The following is a 23,189-nucleotide window of genomic DNA, read 5'->3' as shown; positions in this document are numbered from 1 at the left end:
CCTCCCCGCAGCGCAAGCGCACCCGCAGCAACTCCCGCTCCCCGCACCGAAGAAGGGTCACGGCAGACACGATGACACCGAAGACGAAGGCGGCCGGCGACGGCAGCGGCCTGGTGGAGATGGCCTGGGATCCGATCACCCGGATCGTGGGCAGTCTCGGCATCCACACGAAGATCGACTTCAAGCAGAAGCGGGTGGCGGAGTGCTACAGCACCTCGTCGGTCTTCCGCGGCTACAGCGTCTTCATGCGCGGCAAGGACCCCCGCGACGCGCACTTCATCACCAGCCGCATCTGCGGGATCTGCGGTGACAACCACGCCACCTGTTCCGTGTACGCGCAGAACATGGCCTACGGGGTGAAGCCGCCCCACCTCGCCGAGTGGATCATCAACCTCGGCGAGTCGGCGGAGTACATGTTCGACCACAACATCTTCCAGGAGAACCTGGTCGGGGTCGACTACTGCGAGAAGATGGTCCGCGAGACCAACCCCGGTGTCCTGGAGCTCGCCGAGCGCACGCCGTCCCCGCACGCCGGGGAACACGGCTACAAGACCATCGCCGACATCATGCGCTCCCTCAACCCCATCGAGGGCGATTTCTACCGCGAGGCCCTCCAGGTCAGCCGCTACACGCGCGAGATGTTCTGCCTGATGGAGGGGCGCCACGTGCACCCCTCCACGCTCTACCCGGGCGGCGTCGGCACCATCGCCTCCGTCCAGCTCTTCACGGACTACATGAGCCGCCTCATGCGGTACTGCGAGTTCATGAAGAAGGTCGTCCCCCTCCACGACGACCTCTTCGACTTCTTCTACGAGGCCCTGCCCGGGTACGAGGAGGTCGGCCGCCGGCGCGTCCTGCTCGGCTGCTGGGGCGCCCTCAACGACCCCGAGTACTGCGACTTCACCTACGCCAACATGACCGACTGGGGACGGAAGATGTTCGTCACCCCGGGCGTGATCGTCGACGGCAAACTGGTCACCAACGACCTCACCGAGATCAACCTCGGCATCCGCATCCTGCTCGGCAGCTCGTACTACGACGACTGGCAGGGCCAGGAGCAGTTCGTCACCCACGACCCGCTCGGCAACCCGGTCGACCCCCGCCACCCGTGGAACCAGCACACCATCCCCGCCCCGCAGAAGCGGAACTTCGACGACAAGTACAGCTGGGTGATGTCGCCCCGCTGGTTCGACGGCAAGGACCACCTCGCGCTCGACACCGGCGGCGGCCCCATCGCCCGCCTGTGGTCCACCGCCCTGTCCGGGCTGGTCCACACCGACTACGTCCAGGCCACCGGGAACAGCGTCGTCATCACCCTGCCGCGCACGATGACCAAGCCCGAGACCCGCTTCGAGTGGAAGATCCCGAAGTGGAGCAACGCGCTGGAGCGCAACCGCGCCCGCACCTACTTCCAGGCGTACGCGGCCGCCATCGCCCTGCACTGCGCCGAGAAGGGCCTCGCCGAGGTGCGCGCGGGACGCACGCAGACCTGGGAGAAGTTCGAGGTGCCGGACGAGTCCATCGGCGTGGGCTTCACCGAGGCCGTACGGGGCGTCCTGTCGCACCACATGGTGATCCGCGACGGGAAGATCGCCAACTACCACCCGTACCCGCCGACGCCCTGGAACGCCAGCGTCCGTGACAGCTACGGCACGCCGGGACCGTACGAGGACGCCGTCCAGAACACCCCGATCTTCGAGGAGAACAGCCCGGAGAACTTCAAGGGCATCGACATCATGCGCGCGGTGCGCAGCTTCGACCCCTGCCTGCCCTGCGGCGTCCACATGTACGTCGGCGGCGGCAAGACGGTGAAGACCATGCACGTGCCCACCGGCCTGAGCGGACTGGGCGGATGAGCGCGGTGCTCGACGCCGCCCAGGCGGGGCGCAGGGTCGAGGAGGTGCTCGACCGGATCGCCGCCACGGGCGACCGGGCGGCGTGCGCGGCCGCCGAGGAACTGGTGCGCGTCCTCATGGACTTCTACGGGGCCGGGCTCGCCCGGATCGTCGAGGGGCTGGGACACGGCCCGCTCGGCGCGGTGCTCGACGACGAACTCGTCGCGAGCCTGCTCTCCCTGCACGGCCTGCACCCCGAGGACGCGCGCACCCGGATCGCGCGCGCCCTGGACTCGGTGGACGACCCGGTGGAGCTGGTCGGCTTCGACGAGACCACCGGCGTCCTGCGGCTGCGCCCCGGGCCCGCGACCGGCGGCTGCGGCTGCGGCGGTCAGGACGACGCCCGGCGGACCCTCGAGGACACCCTCGCCTGCTTCGCGCCCGAGGTGACGAGCGTGGAGATGGAACCCGCCGCGGCCCCGCCGCCCGCCCTCCTCCAGATCGGCACCCGGCCCCCCAGCCCGGCGCGGGTCTCGTGACCGGCGCCGGAATCCGTACGGACGGCCCGCGCGTCGCGCCGCGCGGGCTGCGCAGGTTCGCGGGCCCGCGCCCGCCCCGGCCCGAGACCTGCGAACTGTGCGGGGTGATCGTGCCCGGGGAGTCCCACCGCCACCTGGTGGAGACCGAGAAGCGGACGCTGGTCTGCGCCTGCACCGCCTGCGCCCTGCTGTTCGACCGGCCGGGCGCGGCCACCGGACGGCTTCGGGCCGTCCCCGACCGCTACCTCACCGACCCGGGCCACCGTCTCGACGAGGGCGCGTGGGAACTCCTCCAGATCCCGGTCGGGGTCGCGTTCTTCTTCCGCAACGCCGCCCTCGACCGGCTCGTCGCCCTCTACCCGAGCCCGGCCGGAGCCACCGAGAGCGAACTCGCCCCGGAGACCTGGCAGACCGTACTGGGCACGGGCCGGCTCGCCGCGCTGCTCGAACCGGACGTGGAGGCGCTGCTGCTGCGCCGCTCGGAGGGCCGCACCGAGTGCTACCTGGTGCCCATCGACATCTGCTACGAGCTGGTGGGGCGCATGCGGCTGCTGTGGCAGGGCTTCGACGGCGGGGCGGAGGCCCGGGAGGCGCTGCGCGCGTTCTTCGCGCAGGTGGAGCGCCGGGCCAGGGTCCTGGCGGAGGACGTCCGATGACGGAGTTCTCCTTCACCTGCACCGGGGTGCGCGCCGACCCGTACGCCGCCGGCCCCACCCTCGTCTTCCGGCTGCGCATCACCGCAGCCGGGGGAGCCCGGGTGCACGCCCTCGCCCTGCGCTGCCAGATCCGCATCGAACCGGCCCGGCGCGGCTACGGCCCGGCCGAGGCCGAGGGCCTGGCCGACCTGTTCGGGGAGCGTGCCCGCTGGGGCACCTCGCTCAAGCCCGTGCAGTTCGCCCAGGTCCAGGCCATGGTCCCGAGCTTCACCGGGGAGACCGAGACCGACCTGGTCGTTCCGTGCACCTACGACATGGACATCGCCGCGACCCGCTACTTCGAAGCCCTGGAGGACGGGGAGGTACCGCTGCTCATGCTGTTCTCCGGCACCGCCTTCACCGGTGACGGCGGCTTCCGGGTCGAGCCGGTGCCCTGGGACCGCGAAGCCGCCTACCGGATGCCCGTGGCCGTGTGGCGCGAGATGGTCGAGCAGCACTTCCCCGGCTGCGGCTGGCTCCGGCTGCCCCGCGACACCATGGACGAGCTGCTCGCCTTCCGCTCCCGCCACGCGCTCGCCTCGTGGGAGGCGACCGTACGGGCCCTGCTGGACGCGGCCGCCCCGCCCCCGCAGCCGCCCCCGCCGGGGGCCCTCCGGCTGGGTGCGGTCCTGCCCCGCCGCACCGAGAGGACGGCCCCGTGACCGGCTCCCCGACCACGACGACCGCCGCCGGGGAGTCCCGCTTCGCCGTCGCCCGGCAGGTGGCCGACGCCGTCCTCCTCGAGGGGTACGTGCTCTACCCCTACCGGGCCTCGGCGGCCAAGAACCGGCTGCGCTGGCAGTTCGGCGTGCTCGTCCCCCCGGCGTGGGGCCGCGCGCACGACGAGCACGCCTTCCAGCAGACCGAGATCCTGATGGAGCCGCGGGGTGGGGCGACGCTCGCCCTGGAGCTGCGGTTCCTGCGGGCGCAGCGGCGCACGGTCCAACAGGCCCTGGAGGACGGCCGCTTCGCGGAGGTCGCCGAGCTGCACCTGGCCGACCGCGTCCTGGTCCCCTGGGACGAGGGCGTGGAGGAGCGGGTCGAACTGACCGTCCCCGTCGCCGAGCTGGCGGCCGGGGAAGTGACCGTTCCCTTCCGCCGCCCCGCCCGGGACGACATCGAGACCGTCCTCGACGCCGACGGGCGGACGGTGGGCCGCATGGTGCGGCGTACCGAGGAGGTCGACGGCCGCCTCCGGCTCCGGGCCACCGAACTCGACGGCGCATACCGGGTGTTCAGGCTCCGGGCGGTGGTGGAGAACACCAGCCCGTGGGCCCCGGCGGCCGGTTCCGGGAACGGGGCCGCCGACCGCGAGGCCGCCCTGCCGCACGCGCTGGTCGCCGCCCACCTCCTGCTGGGCCTCGACTCCGGCTCCTTCCTGTCCATGACCGACCCGCCCGAATGGGCCCGGGAGGCGGTGGCGGCGTGCGTCAACCGCCACACCTGGCCGGTGCTCGCGGGCGAACCCGGCCGCGCCGACGTGGTCCTGTCCTCCCCGATCATCCTGGAGGACCACGCGGCCATCGCCCCCGAGAGCGCGGGCGCGATGTACGACTCCACCGAGATCGACGAGATCCTCGCCCTGCGCACGGCGGCCCTGACCGACCGGGAGAAGCGCGAGGCGCGCGGTACGGACGCGCGCGCGGCCGCCGTGATCGACCTCGCCGACTCCATGCCCCCCGAGGTACTGGAACGCCTCCACGGCGCGGTGCGCGGCCTGCGGGAGATCGCCGGCCCGGACCAGCCGCCCCTGCTGACGGAACTCCCCGACGTGGACGCGGTGTTCACCCCGGACACCCCCTGGTGGGACCCGGCCCGGGCGGAGACCGCGGACCCGGCCCGCGACCGGATCACGATCGGGGGCGCCTCGGTGGGCCCGGGCAGCCGCGTCCTGCTGCGCCCCGGACTGCGGCGCACCGACGCCCAGGACCTGTTCCTCCAGGGCCGTGCCGCGCTCGTCGAGGCGGTCCTGCACGACGTCGACGGCGGGGTCCACCTCGCCGTCACCGTCGAGGAGGACCCGGGCGCGGACATCCGCCGGGAGCAGGGAAGGTTCCTCTACTTCCAGCCCGACGAGGTCACCCCCCTGGAGGACGCGTGAGCGACAGGGTCCTGATCGCCGGCATCGGCAACGTCTTCCTCGGTGACGACGGCTTCGGCGTCGAGACCGTGCGGGCACTGTCCTCGCACCCGCTGCCCGAAGGGGTCGAGGTGGTGGACTTCGGCGTACGCGGGGTCCACCTCGCCTACCAGCTCCTCGACGGCTACGACACGCTCCTGCTGATCGACGCCACCGCACGGGGCGGCGAGCCGGGCACGCTCTACCTCATCGAGGCCGACGGCAGCGAGGATCCGGGCAGCCCGGGCCCCGTGGGCGCCGCGCCCGGCGGTCCCGTCCTCGACGGCCACCACATGTCACCCGACACCGTCCTCGCGCTGCTCGGCACCCTGTGCGCCGGCACCGGCGCCACCCCTCCGCGGCGCACGCTGGTCCTCGGCTGCGAACCGGCCTGCGTCGAAGAAGGCATCGGCCTCAGCGCACCCGTGACCGCCGCCGTCCCGGAAGCCGTACGCATGGCCCTGGACCTGATCCGTGGTCCGGACCCCGACGAAACCGGCGGCCTCCGCCGCGAACTGAGGAGAACCCCATGAAGAACGCCGTCATCGGCGGGGCCGCGGCCGCCGCCCTCGCCGCGGTCCTGGCCGTGGTCCTCCCCGACCTCAGGCGCTACCTGCGCATGCGCAGGATGTGACGCCGCTGCCCCTGCCGCGCCCGAATGGCGTACGGGGCACGCCGCGCACCGGCGTGCCCGACCGCGACGACCCCGTCCCGCCGGTGTAATGAGCCCCGGCAGGACGGAGTCCCATGCACGAAATGTCCATCGCCATGGCCGTAGTGGGCCAGGTGGAAGAGGCGGCCCGGGCGGGCGGCGCGCGCGCCGTCACCTCCGTACGGCTGCGGGTCGGCGAGCTGGCGGGCGTGGTCCCCGACGCGCTGGCCTTCTGTTTCGAACTGGCCTGTGCCGGAACGGTCCTCGACGGCGCCGAGCTCGTCACCGAGTCCGTGCCGGCCCGCGCCCGCTGCGCCTCCTGCCCCGGAACCTGGGCCGTGGGGATGCCCCCCGAACTGTGCTGCCCCGGATGCGGCAGGGCCACGGACGTGGAACTGCTGTCGGGCCGTGAGCTGGAGATCCTCAGCGTGCGCTGGGAGGACGGCCCCGCCGGTGCCCGTACCCGCGAACCGATTCCCGAGGAGGCCTGAACCATGTGCCGAGTGGTCGATCTGCGGCAGGCGGTACTCGCCAAGAACGACATGGCGGCCCAGGTCCTGCGCGCCGAACTCACCGCCCGCGGAACGGCGGTGGTCAATCTGCTCTCCAGCCCCGGCAGCGGCAAGACGGCGCTGCTGGAGCGCGAACTGCTCCTCGCCCGTGAGCGGGGCGTGGCCGTGGCCGCGCTGACCGCGGACCTGGCCACCGAGAACGACGCGACGCGGCTGGCCCGTTCGGGCGTACCGGTCAAGCAGGTGCTCACCGACGGGCTGTGCCACCTGGAGGCCGGGATGCTCGGCCGGCACCTGGACGGCTGGCTGCCCGAGGACACGCGGCTGCTCTTCGTGGAGAACGTGGGCAACCTGGTCTGCCCGGCCTCGTACGACCTCGGGGAATCGCTGCGCGTCGTCCTGGCGTCGGTGACGGAGGGCGAGGACAAGCCGCTGAAGTATCCGACCGCCTTCGGACTGGCCCAGCTGGTGGTGGTCACCAAGACCGACATCGCGCGGGCCGTCGAATTCGACGAGGCCGCCTTCCGCGCCCACGTCGAGCAGGTCAATCCCGGTGTGGAGGTGGTCCTCACCTCGGCCCGCGCGGGTGAGGGGCTGGGCCTCCTGCTCGACCGGGCGCTGGCGGCGGGGGCGGGCGCCGCGGCGCACACTCCGGTCATGGCCGGCCGGCAGCAGTCGCACGGCCACGACCACGACCACGGAGACGGGCACGCCCACGGCCACGGCCACGAGGACGACCACGACCACGAGGACGGCCACGGGGACGGGCACGTGCACGGCCACGAGGACGGGCACGTGCACGGCCACGAGGACGGGCACGTGCACGGCCACGGCCACGGCGATGGCCACGGCCACGGCGATGGCCACGGCCACGGCGATGGCCACGGCCACGGCGATGGCCACGGCCACGGCCACGGTCATGGGGACGATCACGGGGACGGCCACCACCACGGTCACCCGCACGTGCGTTCCGCCGCACAGACCCGCTGATGGAGGCCGTGCAGCGCCGCCGGGTCACCGTCCGCGGCGTGGTCCAGGGCGTCGGCTTCCGGCCCTACGTCTACACCCGCGCGACCGGGCTCGGCCTCGCCGGGCACGTCACCAACACCCCCGAGGGCGTCGTCGCCGAGGTCGAGGGCGCCCCCGCGGCGGTGCACCGGTTCTGCGAGCACCTCGCCGCGGACGCGCCCCCGCTGGCCGTCGTGGACGCCGTCGACCACTGCGAGGTCCCGGTCTCGGGCGGCGCCGGATTCACCATCATCGCCTCCCGGACCGGCGGCCCCGCCCGCACCCTGGTCTCCCCGGACGTGGCCACCTGCGCCGACTGCCGCACCGAACTGGCGGACCCCGCCGACCGGCGTCACCGGCACCCCTTCATCACCTGCACCCACTGCGGGCCGCGGTTCACCATCGTCACCGGGCTGCCGTACGACCGCACCCACACCACCATGGCCCGCTTCCCCATGTGCCCCGACTGCGCCCGCGAGTACGGCGACCCCGCCGACCGCCGCTTCCACGCCCAGCCGGTCGCCTGCCCGGCCTGCGGCCCCCGGCTCAGGCTGCTCACGGGGCAGCCGCCCCGCGAGAGCGCCGGCGCCGGCCCGGACGGCCCCGACCCGGTCGCCGAGGCCCGGCGGCTGCTGGCGGCCGGGGCGATCCTCGCCGTGAAGGGATTGGGCGGCTACCACCTGGCCTGCGACGCCACCCACCCCGGCGCCGTGGCCGAGCTGCGCCGCCGCAAGAACCGCGGTGACAAGCCCTTCGCCCTGATGGCCCGGGACCTCTCCGACGCCGAGCGGTTCGCGCACATCGGCCCCGAGGAGCGGAAGCTGCTGGAGGGAGGCGTACGGCCCATCGTGCTGCTGCGCCGCCGCGCGGGCGGCACGACCGGAGCGGGCGCCCTGGGCGCCCTGGCTGACGGGGTGGCCCCGCGCTGTCCCGACCTCGGCGTGATGCTCCCGTACACCCCCGTCCACCACCTGCTGCTCGGCCTGCCCGGCGATCCTCCGGGCCCCCGCCTGCTCGTCATGACCAGCGGGAACCTCGCCGGCGAGCCCATCGTCACCGACGACGACGAGGCCCTGGACCGGCTCGCCGGCCTCGCCGACGCCTGGCTCACCCACGACCGCCCCATCCACGTGCCCTGCGACGACTCCGTGGTGCGGGTCTGCGACGGCGAGACGCTGACCCTGCGGCGCTCCCGCGGATACGCCCCGCTCCCGCTGACGCTGCCGCTGCCGGTCCCCCCGACCCTCGCCGTGGGCGGGGACCTGAAGAACGCCTTCTGCCTCGGCGAAGGGCGCCGGGCCTGGCTGTCCGCCCACGTCGGCGACATGGACGACCTCGCCACCCAGTACGCCTTCGAACGCGCCGAGCGCCAGCTGGAGTCCATCACCGGCGTCGGCCCCCTGCGCCTCGCCGCCGACCGGCACCCCGGCTACCGCTCCACCCGCTGGGCGCGCCGCGCCGCGGGCGCCCGGCCGCTCGTGCGCGTCCAGCACCACCACGCGCACATCGCCTCCGCCATGGCGGAGCACGGCCTGGACGGCGGCCGGCCGGTCATCGGCATCGCCTTCGACGGCACCGGCTACGGCGACGACGGGGCCGTGTGGGGCGGCGAGGTCCTCCTCGCCGACTACGCCGGATACACCCGCTTCGCCCACCTCGGGTACGTCCCGCTGCCGGGCGGCGACACGGCCGTACAGCGTCCGTACCGCATGGCACTGTCCCACCTGCGGGCCGCGGGCATCGGATGGAGCCCGGACCTGCCCTGCACCGCCGCCTGCCCGCCCGACGAACTCCTCGTTCTGGAACGTCAGTTGGAACGCGGCCTGAACTGCGTGCCGACCTCCAGCATGGGCCGGCTCTTCGACGCCGTCTCCTCCCTGGCCGGCGTCTGCCACCAGGCCGGGTACGAGGCGCAGGCCGCCATCGAGCTGGAGGGTGCGGCGCTCGGCGGGGGCGAGCCCGGCCCCGGCTACGCCTTCGGCCTGCGGATCCCGCCCGGCCCGGCCGGCGCTCCGGTCACCGCCGATCCCGCGCCCGTCCTGGCCGCGGTGGTGGCCGACGTACGCGCGGGCACACCCCCGGGGCTGATCGCCGCACGCTTCCACGCGGCCGTCGGCGCCCTCGTCGGCACGCTCTGCGAACTCGCGCGCGAGCGGCACGGCCTGGAGACCGTCGCCCTGACCGGCGGGGTCTTCGCCAACACCCTGCTGTCGTCCGCGTGTGCCCGGACCCTGCGCGCGAGCGGTTTCACCGTCCTGCGTCACGGCCGGGTCCCCCCGAACGACGGCGGGTTGTCCCTCGGCCAGCTCGTGGTGGCGGCCGCCGCCGACACCGCGCACCACCCACAGCAAGGAGAAGCCCATGTGCCTGGCGGTACCCGGCAGAGTGCTTGACATCGGGGAGAAGGACGGCACCCGCATGGCTACCGTCGACTTCGGCGGCGTGCAGAAGGAGGTGTGCCTGGAGTACCTGCCGGACCTCCAGGTGGGCGAGTACGCCATCGTCCACGTGGGCTTCGCCCTCCAGCGCCTCGACGAGGAATCGGCGCGCCAGACCCTCGAACTCTTCGCGGAACTCGGCATGCTCCAGGAGGAGTTCGGCGATCCGTGGGAACAGGCCGCCGAAGCCGGCGGCGAACCCTGGCCCTTCACCGACGAACCGGCCGCCGCCGCACCGGCCGCCGCCGCACCGCAGGAGGAGGTCGCGCCGTGAAGTACATCGACGAGTTCCAGGACCCCGAGCTCGCCCGCCGGCTGCTCGACGACATCCACGCCACCGTGACCCGCCCCTGGGCGCTGATGGAGGTCTGCGGCGGCCAGACCCACACCATCATCCGGCACGGCATCGACCAACTGCTTCCGGAACAAGTGGAGTTGATCCACGGTCCGGGCTGTCCGGTGTGCGTCACCCCGCTGGAGGTCATCGACAAGGCGCTGGAGATCGCCTCCCGCTCCGACGTGATCTTCTGCTCGTTCGGGGACATGCTCCGGGTGCCCGGGACCGGCCGGGACCTGTTCCGGGTGCGGAGCGAGGGGGGCGACGTACGCGTGGTCTACTCCCCGCTCGACGCCCTGCGGATCGCCCAGGAGAACCCGGACCGGCAGGTGGTGTTCTTCGGCATCGGCTTCGAGACCACCGCGCCGCCCAACGCCATGACGGTCCACCAGGCGAAGAAGCTGGGCATCCGCAACTTCAGCCTGCTGGTGTCCCACGTCCGGGTGCCCCCGGCGATCGAGGCGATCATGCAGTCGCCGAGCTGCCGGGTCCAGGGCTTCCTCGCCGCCGGACACGTGTGCAGCGTGATGGGCGTGGGCGAGTACCCCGAGCTGGCCGCGCGCCACCGCGTGCCGATCGTGGTGACGGGATTCGAGCCGCTGGACATCCTGGAGGGCGTACGGCGGGCGGTGCGGCAGCTGGAACGCGGCGAGCACACCGTCGACAACGCGTACGCGCGGGCCGTCCGCCCGGAGGGCAACGCGGCCGCCCTCGCCATGCTGGACGACGTCTTCGAAGTCACCGACCGGGCCTGGCGCGGCATCGGCGTCATCCCCGGCAGCGGCTGGCGACTGTCCGAGCGCTACCGGGAGTTCGACGCCGAGCACCGCTTCTCGGTGACCGGCATCGACACCCGCGAGCCGGCCGCGTGCCGCAGCGGCGAGGTGCTCCAGGGGCTCCTCAAACCGCACGAGTGCGAGGCCTTCGGCACGCTGTGCACCCCGCGCAGCCCGCTCGGCGCCACCATGGTGTCCAGCGAGGGAGCCTGCGCCGCGTACTACCTCTACCGGCGGCTGGAACTGAAGACCGTGCCCGCCGCCCCGACCGCCCCGCTGGAGGCGAGCCCCGTTGTCTGACACCGCACTCGACATCACGGGCTGGACCTGCCCGGCCCCGCTGCGCGACCACCCCCGCGTGGTGATGGGCCACGGCGGCGGGGGAGCACTCTCCGCCGAACTGGTCCAGCACCTCTTCGCCCCCGCCTTCGGAGGCGAGGCGCTGGCCCGGCTCGGGGACTCCGCGGCCGTCTCCCTCGGAGGAGTCCGGCTGGCCTTCTCCACCGACTCGTACGTGGTGCGGCCGCTCTTCTTCCCCGGCGGCACCATCGGCGACCTCGCGGTCAACGGCACGGTGAACGACCTGGCCATGAGCGGGGCCCGGGCGGCCTACCTCTCCTGCGGATACATCCTCGAGGAGGGCGTCGAGATGTCCGCCGTGGCCCGTGTGGCCGAGGCCATGGGCGCCGCCGCGCGGGCGGCGGGCGTGGAGGTGGTCACGGGCGACACCAAGGTGGTCGAAGTGGGCCACGGGGACGGCGTCTACATCAACACCGCGGGCATCGGGATCATCCCCGACGGGGTGGACCTGCGCCCGCAGCGCGTGGTGCCCGGCGACGTCGTCATCGTGAGCGGCGAAATCGGCCTCCACGGGGTGGCGATCATGAGCGTCCGCGAGGGGCTGCAATTCGGCGTGGACATCGAGAGCGACTGCGCGGCCCTGGGCGGCCTCGTGCAGAGCATGCTCGCCGTCACCCCGGACCTGCACGTCCTGCGCGACCCCACGCGCGGCGGGCTGGCGGCCGCGCTCAACGAGATCGCGGCCGCCTCGGGCACCGGTGTCGTGATCAGCGAGAGCCGTGTCCCGGTCCCGCCGGCCGTCGCGAACGCCTGCTCGATCCTCGGCCTCGACCCGCTCTACGTGGCCAACGAGGGCAAGCTGGTCGCCTTCGTCCCGCGCGAACACGCCGACGCCGTGCTCGACGCCATGCGCGCCCACCCTCTGGGCCGCCACGCCACGGTGATCGGCGAGGCCGTCGACGCCCACCCCGGCATGGTCGTCTCCCGTACCGCCCTCGGCGGCACCCGCGTGGTCGACCTGCCGCTCGGGGAGCAGCTGCCGCGCATCTGCTAGCTCCGGCCGGAGTCCGCACCGTACGACGAAGCCCCTGGTGGGACGGGTTCTCTACCGAGAATCCCCGTCTCCGCCAGGGGCTTCGCGCGTGACACCAACCGCTCCGGAGCGGTTGCTGTCACCCGGTCTCCCTTCCGTGCGCCGCGGCCGGTCGCAAGACTCGTCACCAGGAACAAGGCGGGCCCGCCTCCCTGCACAGCGTCCGAGTGATCTCCGATCGCTCCCTCCCTCGACCGTCAGAAACGAGGCATGCCGTGTTCTTCGTCTTCTTCGGCCTGATCTGGGACTGACCGGGGTCGTGCACCTCGTCATGACCCTGCTGTTCCTGTCGGCGCCGCCGGACCATCCCGTCCGGCTCGTCGACCGCCATCTCGTCACCGATGTCATCTGGGCCGTCGCGGTCCCCGCCGACCGGCTCGAGCACGTCTACACCCGCTCCGCCGAAGGGCGCCTGGACATCGCGCTGTTCCTCTTGGCCGCCGGCGCGGAGGAAGCCGACTCGGTCGGCGACCGGATCATGCGCAGAGCCCTCACCGGCGCGCCCGTACTGGCCGGCTGGCGAGCGGACCCCGTCCCCTTCGAGGGGATCCACCGGGAAGGAGAGAATCCTGTTACAGACGGCCATCCGTAGTGAGGACGACGCCGCGCACGTCACGAACGTGCCCGCGCTGACCTTCCGCTCGCTGCAGGTGCTCCGCACCCCGCACCTGATCCGCAGGGCCGATCCCGAACTGTTCCACCTGGCGCTCCCGTTGCACGGCCGGCCACGGCTGACCCGTGCCGGCCGGGAGAGCGTGCTCGGAGCCGGGGAGATGGTCTTCTACGACGGCGCGAAGCCGTTCCGCTCGGTGGTGACGGGGCACGGGGATCCCGCCGAGCTCGTCCAGATCCACTTCCCCGGGGCCCTTCTGCCCCTGCCTCCCGCCGGCCTGGACCGCCTCGCGGGCGAGCGGCTGTCCGGCCGTGAGGGGATCGGCCCGCTCCTGACGGACTTCCTCGTCCGCCTGGTCAGGGATGCCCGGCACTACCGGCCGGCCGACACCGCCCGGCTGGGCGGCATCCTCCTCGACCTGCTGACGGCCCTGCTCGCGCACGAGCTGGACACCGCGGCCTGCGTACCGGCCGAGTCGTGCCGGCGCTCGCTGATGCTCCGCGTGCAGGGCTTCGTCGAGCGGCACCTGGGGGACGCCCGCCTCTCGCCCCAGGCCGTCGCGGCGGCCCACCAGATCTCCGTCAGCTACCTCTACAAACTCTTCCAGGAGGAGGGGCTGACCGTCGCGGCATGGATCAGGGAACGGCGCCTGGAGAGCTGCCGCCGCGATCTGTCCGACCCGCGCCTGGACTCCCACCCCGTCCACGCGATCGCCGCGCGCTGGGGCTTCCTCAGCAACGCCCACTTCAGCCGTGCCTTCCGAGCCGCCTACGGGATGTCGCCGAAGGAGTACCGGCTCACGGCCGCGCCCCTGCGCGGCGTACAAGAACCGTCAACAAGCGTGCTCCTGCAGTCAACGACATGCTGACCCCCTCCGACATGCTCATGACATGTCACCGCAGGCACCACACCGGAGCGGTGGACACACCACGACAGAAAAGAGACCGACATGTTCGCCAAGATCGAAGCCATGGGCGCCGCCCTGCTGGAGCGCGTCGTCCCCACCGTCACCGCGGACGCCGCCGCCGCGCCCGGCTGGTACCACTACGCCCAGTGCTGGCAGTGCAACAACGGCCCGTGGGGCCACTTCGGCTACAACGCCCCCTGCGAGGCGTACTGGAACGGCGCCAAGTTCACGCGCGGCATCTGCGGCTGACCCCGGAGCACCCACGGGTGAAACACCGCCCCGCTGCCGGAACGAACCGGTAGCGGGGCCCACCGCCGAAGGGAAAGCCGATGTCCTCGTTCGAGATCGCCGCGCGCAGCCTCATCGGCACGGTCTTCCTGGTCTCGTCCCTCAGCAAGGCGCGCAACCGTGCGGCGTACCGGGGGTTCGTACGGTCCTTGGCCCACATGCGCGTAGGACCCCCGGCCCTGGACGAACCGGCCGCCCGGGCCGTCCTGACCGCGGAGTTCGCGACCTGGACGCTCCTGGCGGTGCCGACGCGGACGGCCGGCCGGCTGGGGCTGCTCCTCGCGGCGCTGCTGCTCGCCGCCTTCACGTTCGGGATCGCGCGGACCCTGCGCCGGCGCTCTCCCGTGGCGTGCAACTGTTTCGGGCTCTCCGTCACGCCCGTCGGCACGCGGCACGTCGTACGCAACGTCCTGCTCGCGGCCACCGCCGTCGGCTGCCTGCTGGCGCCCGCGGCGCGCGGCCCGGCCGGCGCGGGCCACGTGCTGGTGGCGGCGCTCGCGGGCCTGGCCGCCGGCCTGGTGACCACGGCCCTCGACGAGATCACCGCGCTCTTCCGGCCCCTACCGGACGTCGGCACGTCCCGGGCGCCCGTACGCCCCTTCGCCCCATGACCGAACCCCAGGAGTCCCGATGTATGTCCTGACAGCCGCCGTCGTGCTGCTCTCAGCGCTCTGTCTGCTGAACCTGCTGCTGACCGTCGGCGTGGTCAAACGGCTGCGCGAGCACACCGAGATCCTCGCCCCCATCCGGCAGCAGGCCGGAATCCGTACGGGAGACGAGGTCGCGGACTTCCAGGCCGTCACCGTCGACGGCCGGCCGCTGGACCGCGCCTGCCTGGCCGACGACAGCGTCGTCGCGTTCTTCGCCCCCGACTGCCAGCCCTGCAAGGCGGTGCTCCCCGATTTCATCCGGCTCGCCGAAGCCGACGAGCACGGCCGGGACCGCCGGATAGCCGTCGTGATCGGCACCGCGGAGGCTTCCCAGGACCTCGTGGCACTGCTCAGCCCCCTCGCGCACGTCGTCGTGGAGGAGCCCCTGGGCCCCGTCGGAACGGCCTTCCGCACCTCCGGCACGCCGACCGTGCTCCGGATCGGCACCGCCGGCGGCCGGACCGTGGTGACCTCCGACCGGGTACTGGCCATGCCCGCCGCGACAGCGGTATGACCAGGGGCGATCGCATGCGCGCCGCACCGTCCGGACTCCTGCGGACCGTCCGCCTCGCGGCCGCGGCCCTGCTGCTCGTGGGGAGGACGGCCCCCTGGCACCTGTCGGCCTTCGCCGTGGTCACCCTCTGCCGGGGCGCGTTCCCGCTGGCCACCGCATGGCTCATGAAGACGCTGATCGACGACCTCGTCCGCGGCGCCGAACTGTCCGGCCTGGTGGGACTTGCGACCGCCCTCGCCGTCGTCGGTGTCGCGACGGCGGTCACCCCCCTGGTGTCGCAGTTCCTGCACGCCGAACTGGACCGCAGGACCGGCGTGGTCGCCATGGACCGGCTGTTCGCCGCCGTCGACCGGTCCATCGGCATCAGCCGGTTCGAGGATCCCCGCTTCCTCGACGAACTGAGGCTCGCCCAGACGGCGAGCCGGAGCGCACCGGTCCAGATCGTCAGCGGGGGACTGGACATCGCCGGCCAGGTGCTCCCCGTCCTCGGATTCGCGGCGTCCCTGTTCGCGCTCAGCCCGGTCATGGCCCTCGTCGTCCTGGCGGCCGCCGTCCCCGCGGTGATCGCGGAATGGCTGCTCTCGCGACGCCGTGCCCAGCTGGTCATGGACGTGAGCCCCGTCGAACGCAAGGAGTTCTTCTACAACCAGCTCCTGAGCACGGTCGAGGGGGCGAAGGAGGTACGGCTCTTCGGGCTCGGCGGGTTCTTCAGGACGTCGATGCGCCGTGAGCGCCTGGCCAACAACGCGGCCCGCAAGCGGATGGACCGCAAGGAACTGTCCGTGCAGTTCTGCCTGGAGGGACTGGCCGCGGCCGTGTCCGGCGGCGGCCTGCTGTGGGCGGTGGGCGCCGCGCGCGACGGCGGCATGACGGTCGGCGGGATCGCCCTGTTCGTCGCCGCCGTCACCGCCGTGCAGAGCGCGCTCGGCGCGCTGGCCACACAGATGGCGTCGACGGCCGAGGCCCTGCTCCTCTTCCAGCGCTACCGGACCGTCACCGCCCTCGGATCGGACCTCCCCGTGGCCGACCGGCCCAGGCCGCTGCCCTCGATGCGGCTCGGGATCGAGTTCCGGGACGTGTGGTTCCGGTATGCGGATCAACTGCCGTGGGTACTGCGGGGCGTGAACGTCTTCATCCCGCACGGCCGGGCCCTGGCGCTGATCGGCCTGAACGGCGCGGGCAAGTCCACCTTCGTGAAACTGCTGTGCCGGCTCTACGACCCCACGCGGGGCGCGGTCCTGTGGGACGGGGTCGACATCCGGGAGATCGACCCGGCCGAGCTGCGGTCCCGGATCGGCGCGGTCTTCCAGGACTCCATGCACTACGACCTCACCGCGGCCGAGAACATCGGGCTGGGCGACCTGGACGCAGTGGCCGATCGCCCGCGCATCCAGGAGGCGGCCCGCCGCGCCGGGATCGACGGGGTGCTGGCCTCGCTGCCCCAGGGGTACGACACCCTGCTGTCGAGGAAGTTCATGACGGCACCGGACGCATCCGACCCGTCCGTGGGCGTCCTCCTGTCCGGGGGGCAGCACCAGCGGGTCGCCCTGGCCCGTGCCCTGATGCGGCACGACCGGGAACTGATGATCCTCGACGAACCCTCCTCCGGCCTCGACGCCGAGGCCGAGCACGAGATCCACGCCTCCCTGCGGAGCTTCCGCGCCGGGCGGACCAGCGTGCTGATCTCCCACCGGCTCGGCACGGTGCGGGAGGCGGACGTCATCGTGGTGCTCCAGAACGGAAGGATCGTCGAGCAGGGCGGCCACGAGGAACTGCTGGCGGCGGGCGGAACGTACGCCGACCTGTTCCGCCTGCAGGCCAAGGACTACCGGGACGGGCCCGAGGACCCGGCCCCGGCCGTCCCTGACGCGGTGGTTCCCGACGCGGCCGGAGCTGATGCGGCCGTCCCTCACGCAGCCGTCCCTCACGCAGCCGTCCCTCACGCGGCCGTCCCTCACGCGGCGGTCCCGCGGTGAGGCACCGTCCGGCGCGCGCCGCGTCCCGCCCCGGCTCCGGGCGGGGCCCCTCCTACGATCCGGCGGCCGGGGTGATGCCGAGCCGGGAGGAGCTCGACGCCCTCGCGGTGTCCTGGCCCTCCCCGCGCCCGCCCGAAGCGCACGGGTCCCGGCTCGCACGGCTCGCGGGGGCCCTCGCCGCACTGCCGGGGCGCCGGCTGGTCCTGGTGACGGTACGGGGCCGCAGCATGGAGCCCACCTACCACGAGCGGGACCGCGTCCTGGTGGTCCGCGGAACCGGGGCCCGCCGGGGCCGGGTGGTCGTGGTCGCCAACCCGCGGGAGGAAGGCGCCCACTTGATCAAGCGGGTGCTCGCCGTGCCCGGCGACCCCGTGCCGAGGGACCTCGCTCCGGCCCTGGCCGGCGTACCGGAACCGCGCGTGCCCTCCGGCAGGCTCGTGCTCATCGGCGACAACCCCGAACAGAGCCTGGATTCAAGGCAGTTGGGCTACTTCCCGGCCTCGGCCGTCCTGGGCCGGCTCCTTCGGGACCTCTGGCGCCGTCCCTGACCCCGCCTGCGCCCGCCGGCCGGCCCCGGCCGGCCCCGGCCGCGACACCACGCTCGGCCTCGCCCTCTGCCGTCGGGTCCACCCTCGGCGAGGCCGACGCGGCGGTCCAGGGGGCCGAGCCCGCGGATGGGCGGCAGCTTCACGATGGACTACGCCACGGTGGCGATCTCCGCGGTGCGCACCGGCGCCCGCGCCTGACGTTCGAAGACCACGGCCGCGCCGGGCTGAGGGGGGCGGCCCGGCGCGGCCGTGCGATCACTTGGCGCCGCTCCGCTTGACTTCATCGCGCACCGCGCGAACAGAACGAATCGCCGTGATCATCTTCTGGGACAGCGCCGGTACCTGGTCGAAGAGATGCCCCACGACGGCGACACCTCCCGCTACCGAGGTCACGGCAACAGTCACCCAACCTGCCAGTTCCATAGAGCGCCTTTCGAAGAGGGTGATGCGCGGACCGGGGAGGCCCCCCGGGTCCCCCTCGCCTCTGCGGCGCCCTCCTGGTTCGGGCCCTCCGCAACCCCTCACGTCCGATCGACAACTACGCAACCAGCGGTTGGAGTTGAGCGTACCCAGTCAGACGCCGGATGTCCTGAGGACCGCGGAGGCGAGACCCGTCCCCGCCCGCTCCTCCGGGGACCGTCTCGGCGCGGTGCGGCACACGTCGGGCGAATCCTGCTGGTGGCGCCGGGAACGTCCCGGTTAGCATCCGACGATGACGACGCCCACGGACAGGCCCTTCGACGATGCGGTGCGCCGAGCGGACGTCGCCTGGCCGGCCGGCCGTCTCGACGCGCGGCTCTGCCCGCCGGCCGTCTTCGGACGTCTCATCCGGCACGAGGATCCCCGCCTGCGGTACCTGGGGTTGGTCCAACTGACCGAGCGCGTCGCGTCGGGCCGGACGGGCGACGAGCCGGAGATGGCCGAGCTCGCGGGGCTGCTGCCGGCGTCGGTGGAGGGACCGCCGGAAACGGTGCTCGTCCTGGCGCGGCTCTACGAACGACTGGCGCCGTACCTACCGGGACTCCGCTGGCCGTCGTGGCGTACGGCCGAGCTGCCCGTCCGCGTACGGATCGCCTGGCTGCGCGCCGAGCTCCTGAACGAGCCGACGGTGATCCGGAAGGAGCCTCCGGGCGAACTGCTGTACCAGGCCGTGGAGGAGACGCCCGTCACCTGTGCGCACCGGCCCGAGCGGCTCGTCGACGAGCTGGTGGGCAGCGGCGACCCGGTGTTGCAGGCCGCGGCCCTGCGGCTGGCACGGCAGGGGCTGCACGCCGGTCTGCTGGCCCCCGCACTGGTTCGCGCACACCTGACGAGCCTGCTCGGTGCCGGCAGCGCGGACGTGGTCGCCGCCGCTCTGGGTGAACTGGCCGAACCGTGGACGGCGTTGGATCCCCTGCGGCCGGAACGCCTGTCTCCCTTTCTCACCGCCGAGTCCGTGACCGCACGCCCCGAGGCGGCCGATGCCGCACTCACGGCCGCGGCCCGGCACGGGCACGGTGGTCTGCTGCGGCAGGTCGTCGACGACCCGGATCTGCCGCCGGGTCTTCGCCGGCGGGGGATGGAACTGCTCGGAGACCTGGCGGACCGTGGTGACATCGGCGCGTTGACGGCCGTCGCCGCACGAGACCCGCTGCTGTTCGGCGGGCCGGCGGTGACGTGCCTGCGGGGGCTCCACCGGCGCGGGCACTTCCCGGACGGTACGCACGTCCCGTCCATCATCGGCCTGGCGCTGGCCGATCACACGATCGCGCCGCACGAGGTCGCGACCATCCTGTTCACCTGCCGGCAGGTGATGTTCCGTGAGCTGGTGGACTCTGCTGCCGACTCCGACTCCGACTCCGACTCCGACTCCGACTCCGACTCCGACTCCGACGCCGCTGCCGCCGGTGATCCGAGCTGGCCGCGGCGGCTCGCGCTGCTGGTCGCCCTGGCCGGACAGGGGGCGGGGGAGCTTCCGATCGGGGACGCGATCACGCGGCTGCTGCCCTCGGTTCCCGTCCCGGGGCCGTTCCTCGACGCGATCCGTGCGTTGCGCCATGCGCCGGCCGAGGAAGCCGTGATCGCCCTCCTGTCATCGGCGCCCGCAGCGGCCCTGGAGGCTCTGGAGGCCATCGGCGGGCACCGGACGGTGACCGTGCTGAGGGAAGGGCTCGGCCTCGCCGCGGAGGAGGGCGCGGGCCTGATCGCGCCGCATCTCCGCGCGGTGCGGAACCGCGCGCTGGAGGTGCTGTGGCATCTGACCGACGATCCGTCACAGCGGCGTGCCCTCCTCGTCCGACTCGATCCCTCCGATCTGCCGGCTCCCATCGCGGCGGATCTCGGGGGCCCGGACGAGCGGGAACTGGCCCTCCTCGGTTCCCATCTGGACCCGGACGAGCCGGTGGCGGCCCTGCGCAGACTGGCCACCCACGGCAGCGCCGGCACACTGCCGGCCATCGCGGACCTGCTCCTGCGCGTCGTGGCCGAGCTGGCGGCGTCCTCGGAGCCGGGCGCGGTCCCCCCGCAGCCCGCGAACGGACGGCAGGCCGGGGAGCCCGTGGTGCCCCAGGAGATCCTGGACGCCGTACACGGTCTGGGCCGCCGTCTCCACGAGCGGCGACGGATCAGACCCTCCTGCCTGCTCGACGCGGCAACCGCACAAGAGGCCGGACACGCACTCGTCGCGTCCATGGCGCTGGATCTGCTGGACCGGTCCGGACTGTCGAACGGCGAGCAGGCGATCCTGCTCGAACTCCTGCTCCGAGCCCCCTCTCCCCGCACCCGCGCACGGACGCACCGCCTGCTGCGGCACCGCGACCGGCACGTGCGCAAGCACGTGATCGCGCTGCTCGCACGCGACGCCACGGGGGACGACGCGCAGGCGTTGTCGGCGACCCTGATCGCGCTGACCGCCGCCCAGGACATCCAGACCGTTCGGCAGGCGCTCCTCGCCCTCGGTCACGCGCGCGCCCGCTGGGCCTCCACCGCGATCGCCGCCTGCCTCGGCCATCCGAACATGAACATCAAGAAGACCGCCGCCGAAGTACTCGTCCACGCGGGCACGCCCACGGCGGTACCGGCACTGCTCCTCTGGCTCGGCCGTCACGACAACCCGGGCCTGCGCGCCGGGCTCGTCGAGGCGCTGCGGGCCATCCTCGGCGGTGCGTACCTGGCGACCGTCCTCGCCGCCGCCGAACACGGCGAAGACGCCCGCACTTGCGAACTGCTGCTGCAGGGCCTCGACCGCACCCTGCCGGCCCGCTCGGTCCTCGCCCTCGACGAGCAGGCATCACGGGTCGCGCCGGCCCTGCTCGCCCTGGTGGCGAGCGGCCGGGTCGGCCTCGCTTCCGGGACGGCCGAAGACCTGTCGACGGCCATGGCCCGGCACGGGATCACCACGCCCGCCGCGCCGCGGTCGGCGGACTGGACCGGAGCGGACCCCGACATCGGCTCACTGACGGCCGGGGCCTGGAACCCGACGGTCGCCCTGCGCATCGCCGGCCGGCACGAGCTGCCGCACCCCACCCGGCTGAGGGCCCTACGGCCCATGCTGGCGGACTGGCTCCGCCTGGCCGGCTCCGACCCCACCGCCCGGGGCCGCGTCCTGCGGCTCACGCTCCGCCTCTGCCCCGCACCGTGGACGACCGAGGAACTGACGGCCTTCTCCCGGTCCACCACGCTCCTCCTCGACGCCCTCGCCGAGGCCGCGACCGAAGACCGCCCCGCCCTCATCGCCGTACTCGAAGCCGTCGCACCGACCCTGCCGCCGGTGGAGAAGTCGACCGCCGCCGAAGCGGTGCGCGCGCTGCCCCCCGTACCCGCGGGAAACCGGTCCACACTGCAGCTGCTCCGCAGCCTCGACGCGGTGCTCGTCCGCGCCGACCTCGAACAGGCCCTCGCCTCGGCCCGACTGGACGCCAACCCCCGGCAGGCCGAAACCGCCGTCCTGCGGGACGCGTTCGCCGCCCCGCCCTCCACGCCGGCCGAGGCCGAGGGGTGGCGTACGGCACTGGACGCCGCAGCACGCACACCGAGTGCCCTACGGGCATTCCGCAGGCACCCCCTCCCACACGACTCCAGGAGCTGCCTGACCGCACTGGTCGATGTCCACGCCTCCGCCGGCCCCGAGGTCCGCGCCGCCCTCATCGACTGGATGACGGACGTCCAGCCCCTCGACGTACCCCCCTGGACCCTCGCCGAGACCGCCCGCGCGGCGGCGCCGCGGCCGCGGACCGTGCACGTCGACGACCTCGACCAGCCCCGCTCGACCGCACTGCGGGAGCGCCTGCTGGCCATGCTGCGGGCGTCCGCCCCGGACCGCCGGCACGCCGCCGCCCTGGCGCTCCTCGCGTGGCCCGAGCCCGAGGCCGCGGTTCCCGTGCTCCGAGCGTTCCTGCGCGGCCGCATCGACGTACCCGTCGGTGCCGGCCTCGCCCGCAGCCTGAGCGCCATCGGCGAGGCCGGACTCCGCGCGGACGGCATCCTGCACGACAGGGTCGCGCTCGCGGCAGGCCGGCTCGAACCGTGGGAGCTGGAACCCCTGGTCCCGCTGCTGCTGGGATGGTGGGAACACGACCCGCCGTCCAGCAGCTCCGCAGCAGGCCGGGCGCTGCTCCGGTACCCCGCCGACGCGCTGGCGGACCACCTCGCCGACCGCCTCGAGGCCGGCGCCTGGGGGTTCCTCGACCTGCTCCGCGGCCGTTCCCTGCTGCGCACCCCGGCACTGATACGGACCTGCCGGCGGCTGCGCGCCGAAGGACGCGACGACCTCGCGGACGGACTGCTCCTCGTGGATGGTCCGCTGCGCCGCCCGGACTCCGCGGAGCAGGACGCCGCCGCCCTGGCAGCACTCCGCGACCGCACCCCGCCCGCCCCGCCGGGCACCTCACGACCCCCGTCCCGCCAGGAGCTGTTGACCGTGGCCCGCACCGGCGACCCGGCGCGCATCCACCAGACACTGAGGCAACTCACCGAAGGACACACCGGCCCGACCGCGGACCAGGACCCCGACCTGCGCGACCTGATCGCCGAGTTGCTGCACCACCCCAAGCCCAGGATCCGCCTGCACGCCCACCGCACCTCGCGGGTCCTGCTGGACCGTCAGACCTACCTGCACCACACGTCGCTCTTGCTGTCCGACCCCCAGCCGGACCTCGTACGGACGGCGATCCGCACCCTCTGCCACGCCGGCTGGCCACCCGCCGTCCCCGCGGTCACCGCGATGCTGGAGCACCCCCACCCCACCGTCCGCAAAACCGCGACCGAGGCCCTCATCACCATGGGCAGACCGGCGATCCCCGCCCTCAAACACGCCGCCACCCATACCCGCCCCGACAAACGCCCCCTCTACACAGAGGTCCTCGACCAGATCACGGCCACCGAGGCCGAGTAGGGTGCGGCCGGCGCGCGG

Annotated in this window: 21 protein-coding genes and 1 pseudogene; 21 read left to right on the top strand and 1 reads right to left on the bottom strand. The window is 73.4% G+C overall.

Annotated features, from left to right (window positions below):
• Positions 1-71 precede the first annotated feature (71 nt).
• From RIU97_RS08500 to RIU97_RS08405, 20 genes and pseudogenes are all read left to right on the top strand, one after another.
• Positions 72-1,856, top strand: coding sequence for a nickel-dependent hydrogenase large subunit (locus RIU97_RS08500; RefSeq protein ID WP_404962790.1), 1,785 nt, complete (start codon positions 72-74; stop codon positions 1,854-1,856).
• Positions 1,853-2,374, top strand: coding sequence for a hypothetical protein (locus tag RIU97_RS08495; protein ID WP_404954783.1), 522 nt, complete (start codon positions 1,853-1,855; stop codon positions 2,372-2,374). Before RIU97_RS08500 ends, RIU97_RS08495 begins: the two co-directional genes overlap by 4 nt.
• The gene (locus RIU97_RS08490; protein ID WP_404954781.1) at positions 2,371-3,030 is read left to right on the top strand and encodes a DUF5947 family protein; all 660 of its coding nucleotides are present in this window, start codon (positions 2,371-2,373) and stop codon (positions 3,028-3,030) included. Before RIU97_RS08495 ends, RIU97_RS08490 begins: the two co-directional genes overlap by 4 nt.
• Positions 3,027-3,731 (top strand): DUF6084 family protein, encoded by a 705-nt coding sequence (locus RIU97_RS08485; RefSeq protein WP_404954779.1) that lies wholly within the window; start codon positions 3,027-3,029, stop codon positions 3,729-3,731. Before RIU97_RS08490 ends, RIU97_RS08485 begins: the two co-directional genes overlap by 4 nt.
• Positions 3,728-5,170 (top strand): hypothetical protein, encoded by a 1,443-nt coding sequence (locus RIU97_RS08480; RefSeq protein ID WP_404954777.1) that lies wholly within the window; start codon positions 3,728-3,730, stop codon positions 5,168-5,170. Before RIU97_RS08485 ends, RIU97_RS08480 begins: the two co-directional genes overlap by 4 nt.
• Positions 5,167-5,721 carry a hydrogenase maturation protease gene (locus tag RIU97_RS08475; RefSeq protein ID WP_404954775.1) on the top strand — a complete coding sequence of 185 codons (555 nt, stop codon included), beginning with the start codon at positions 5,167-5,169 and terminating at the stop codon, positions 5,719-5,721. The genes RIU97_RS08480 and RIU97_RS08475 overlap by 4 nt, the downstream gene beginning before the upstream one ends.
• The gene (locus RIU97_RS08470) at positions 5,718-5,822 is read left to right on the top strand and encodes a DUF6893 family small protein (RefSeq protein ID WP_404954773.1); all 105 of its coding nucleotides are present in this window, start codon (positions 5,718-5,720) and stop codon (positions 5,820-5,822) included. Before RIU97_RS08475 ends, RIU97_RS08470 begins: the two co-directional genes overlap by 4 nt.
• Positions 5,823-5,935: 113 nt before the next feature.
• Positions 5,936-6,331 carry a hydrogenase maturation nickel metallochaperone HypA gene (locus RIU97_RS08465; RefSeq protein WP_376613204.1) on the top strand — a complete coding sequence of 132 codons (396 nt, stop codon included), beginning with the start codon at positions 5,936-5,938 and terminating at the stop codon, positions 6,329-6,331.
• 3 nt (positions 6,332-6,334) lie between these two features.
• Positions 6,335-7,135 (top strand): annotated as a pseudogene (gene hypB / locus RIU97_RS08460) (hydrogenase nickel incorporation protein HypB); the annotation flags it as partial.
• A 206-nt stretch (positions 7,136-7,341) separates the two neighbouring features.
• Positions 7,342-9,753 carry a carbamoyltransferase HypF gene (gene hypF, locus RIU97_RS08455; protein WP_404954771.1) on the top strand — a complete coding sequence of 804 codons (2,412 nt, stop codon included), beginning with the start codon at positions 7,342-7,344 and terminating at the stop codon, positions 9,751-9,753.
• Positions 9,722-10,072, top strand: coding sequence for a HypC/HybG/HupF family hydrogenase formation chaperone (locus tag RIU97_RS08450; RefSeq protein WP_404954769.1), 351 nt, complete (start codon positions 9,722-9,724; stop codon positions 10,070-10,072). Before hypF ends, RIU97_RS08450 begins: the two co-directional genes overlap by 32 nt.
• Entirely contained in the window at positions 10,069-11,211 is a 1,143-nt protein-coding gene (gene hypD / locus RIU97_RS08445) for a hydrogenase formation protein HypD (protein ID WP_404954767.1), read from the top strand. The genes RIU97_RS08450 and hypD overlap by 4 nt, the downstream gene beginning before the upstream one ends.
• Positions 11,204-12,265, top strand: coding sequence for a hydrogenase expression/formation protein HypE (gene hypE, locus RIU97_RS08440; protein WP_404954765.1), 1,062 nt, complete (start codon positions 11,204-11,206; stop codon positions 12,263-12,265). The genes hypD and hypE overlap by 8 nt, the downstream gene beginning before the upstream one ends.
• A gap of 298 nt (positions 12,266-12,563) precedes the next feature.
• On the top strand, positions 12,564-12,896 hold the full coding sequence (locus tag RIU97_RS08435) for a hypothetical protein (protein WP_404954763.1): 333 nt from the start codon (positions 12,564-12,566) through the stop codon (positions 12,894-12,896).
• Positions 12,897-12,924: 28 nt separating this feature from the next.
• Positions 12,925-13,785, top strand: a complete 861-nt coding sequence (locus RIU97_RS08430) for a helix-turn-helix domain-containing protein (RefSeq protein ID WP_404954761.1) — start codon at positions 12,925-12,927, stop codon at positions 13,783-13,785.
• Between the two features lie 81 nt (positions 13,786-13,866).
• Positions 13,867-14,073, top strand: a complete 207-nt coding sequence (locus tag RIU97_RS08425) for a hypothetical protein (protein WP_362809735.1) — start codon at positions 13,867-13,869, stop codon at positions 14,071-14,073.
• An 80-nt stretch (positions 14,074-14,153) separates the two neighbouring features.
• Positions 14,154-14,723, top strand: a complete 570-nt coding sequence (locus RIU97_RS08420) for a MauE/DoxX family redox-associated membrane protein (RefSeq protein ID WP_404954758.1) — start codon at positions 14,154-14,156, stop codon at positions 14,721-14,723.
• 19 nt (positions 14,724-14,742) lie between these two features.
• Positions 14,743-15,276: a TlpA family protein disulfide reductase gene (locus RIU97_RS08415; RefSeq protein WP_404954756.1), complete on the top strand. Its 534-nt coding sequence runs from the start codon at positions 14,743-14,745 to the stop codon at positions 15,274-15,276.
• A gap of 14 nt (positions 15,277-15,290) precedes the next feature.
• The gene (locus RIU97_RS08410) at positions 15,291-17,252 is read left to right on the top strand and encodes an ABC transporter ATP-binding protein (protein ID WP_404954754.1); all 1,962 of its coding nucleotides are present in this window, start codon (positions 15,291-15,293) and stop codon (positions 17,250-17,252) included.
• Positions 17,249-17,800, top strand: a complete 552-nt coding sequence (locus RIU97_RS08405; RefSeq protein ID WP_404954752.1) for a S26 family signal peptidase — start codon at positions 17,249-17,251, stop codon at positions 17,798-17,800. Before RIU97_RS08410 ends, RIU97_RS08405 begins: the two co-directional genes overlap by 4 nt.
• Positions 17,801-18,055: 255 nt before the next feature.
• Here the strand turns inward: RIU97_RS08405 and RIU97_RS08400 are convergent, their stop codons facing one another.
• Positions 18,056-18,223: a hypothetical protein gene (locus RIU97_RS08400; protein WP_327417293.1), complete on the bottom strand. Its 168-nt coding sequence runs from the start codon at positions 18,221-18,223 to the stop codon at positions 18,056-18,058.
• Between the two features lie 289 nt (positions 18,224-18,512).
• On the opposite strand from RIU97_RS08400, the gene RIU97_RS08395 reads away from it, so the two are divergent.
• Positions 18,513-23,171: a HEAT repeat domain-containing protein gene (locus tag RIU97_RS08395; protein ID WP_404954749.1), complete on the top strand. Its 4,659-nt coding sequence runs from the start codon at positions 18,513-18,515 to the stop codon at positions 23,169-23,171.
• The last annotated feature ends 18 nt before the right edge of the window (positions 23,172-23,189 follow it).

This window comes from Streptomyces sp. 147326 (assembly GCF_045000215.1).
GTDB lineage: Bacteria > Actinomycetota > Actinomycetes > Streptomycetales > Streptomycetaceae > Streptomyces.
The sequence above is the reverse complement of the archived record's forward strand: the minus strand, read 5'-3'. Positions and strand labels throughout refer to the sequence as shown.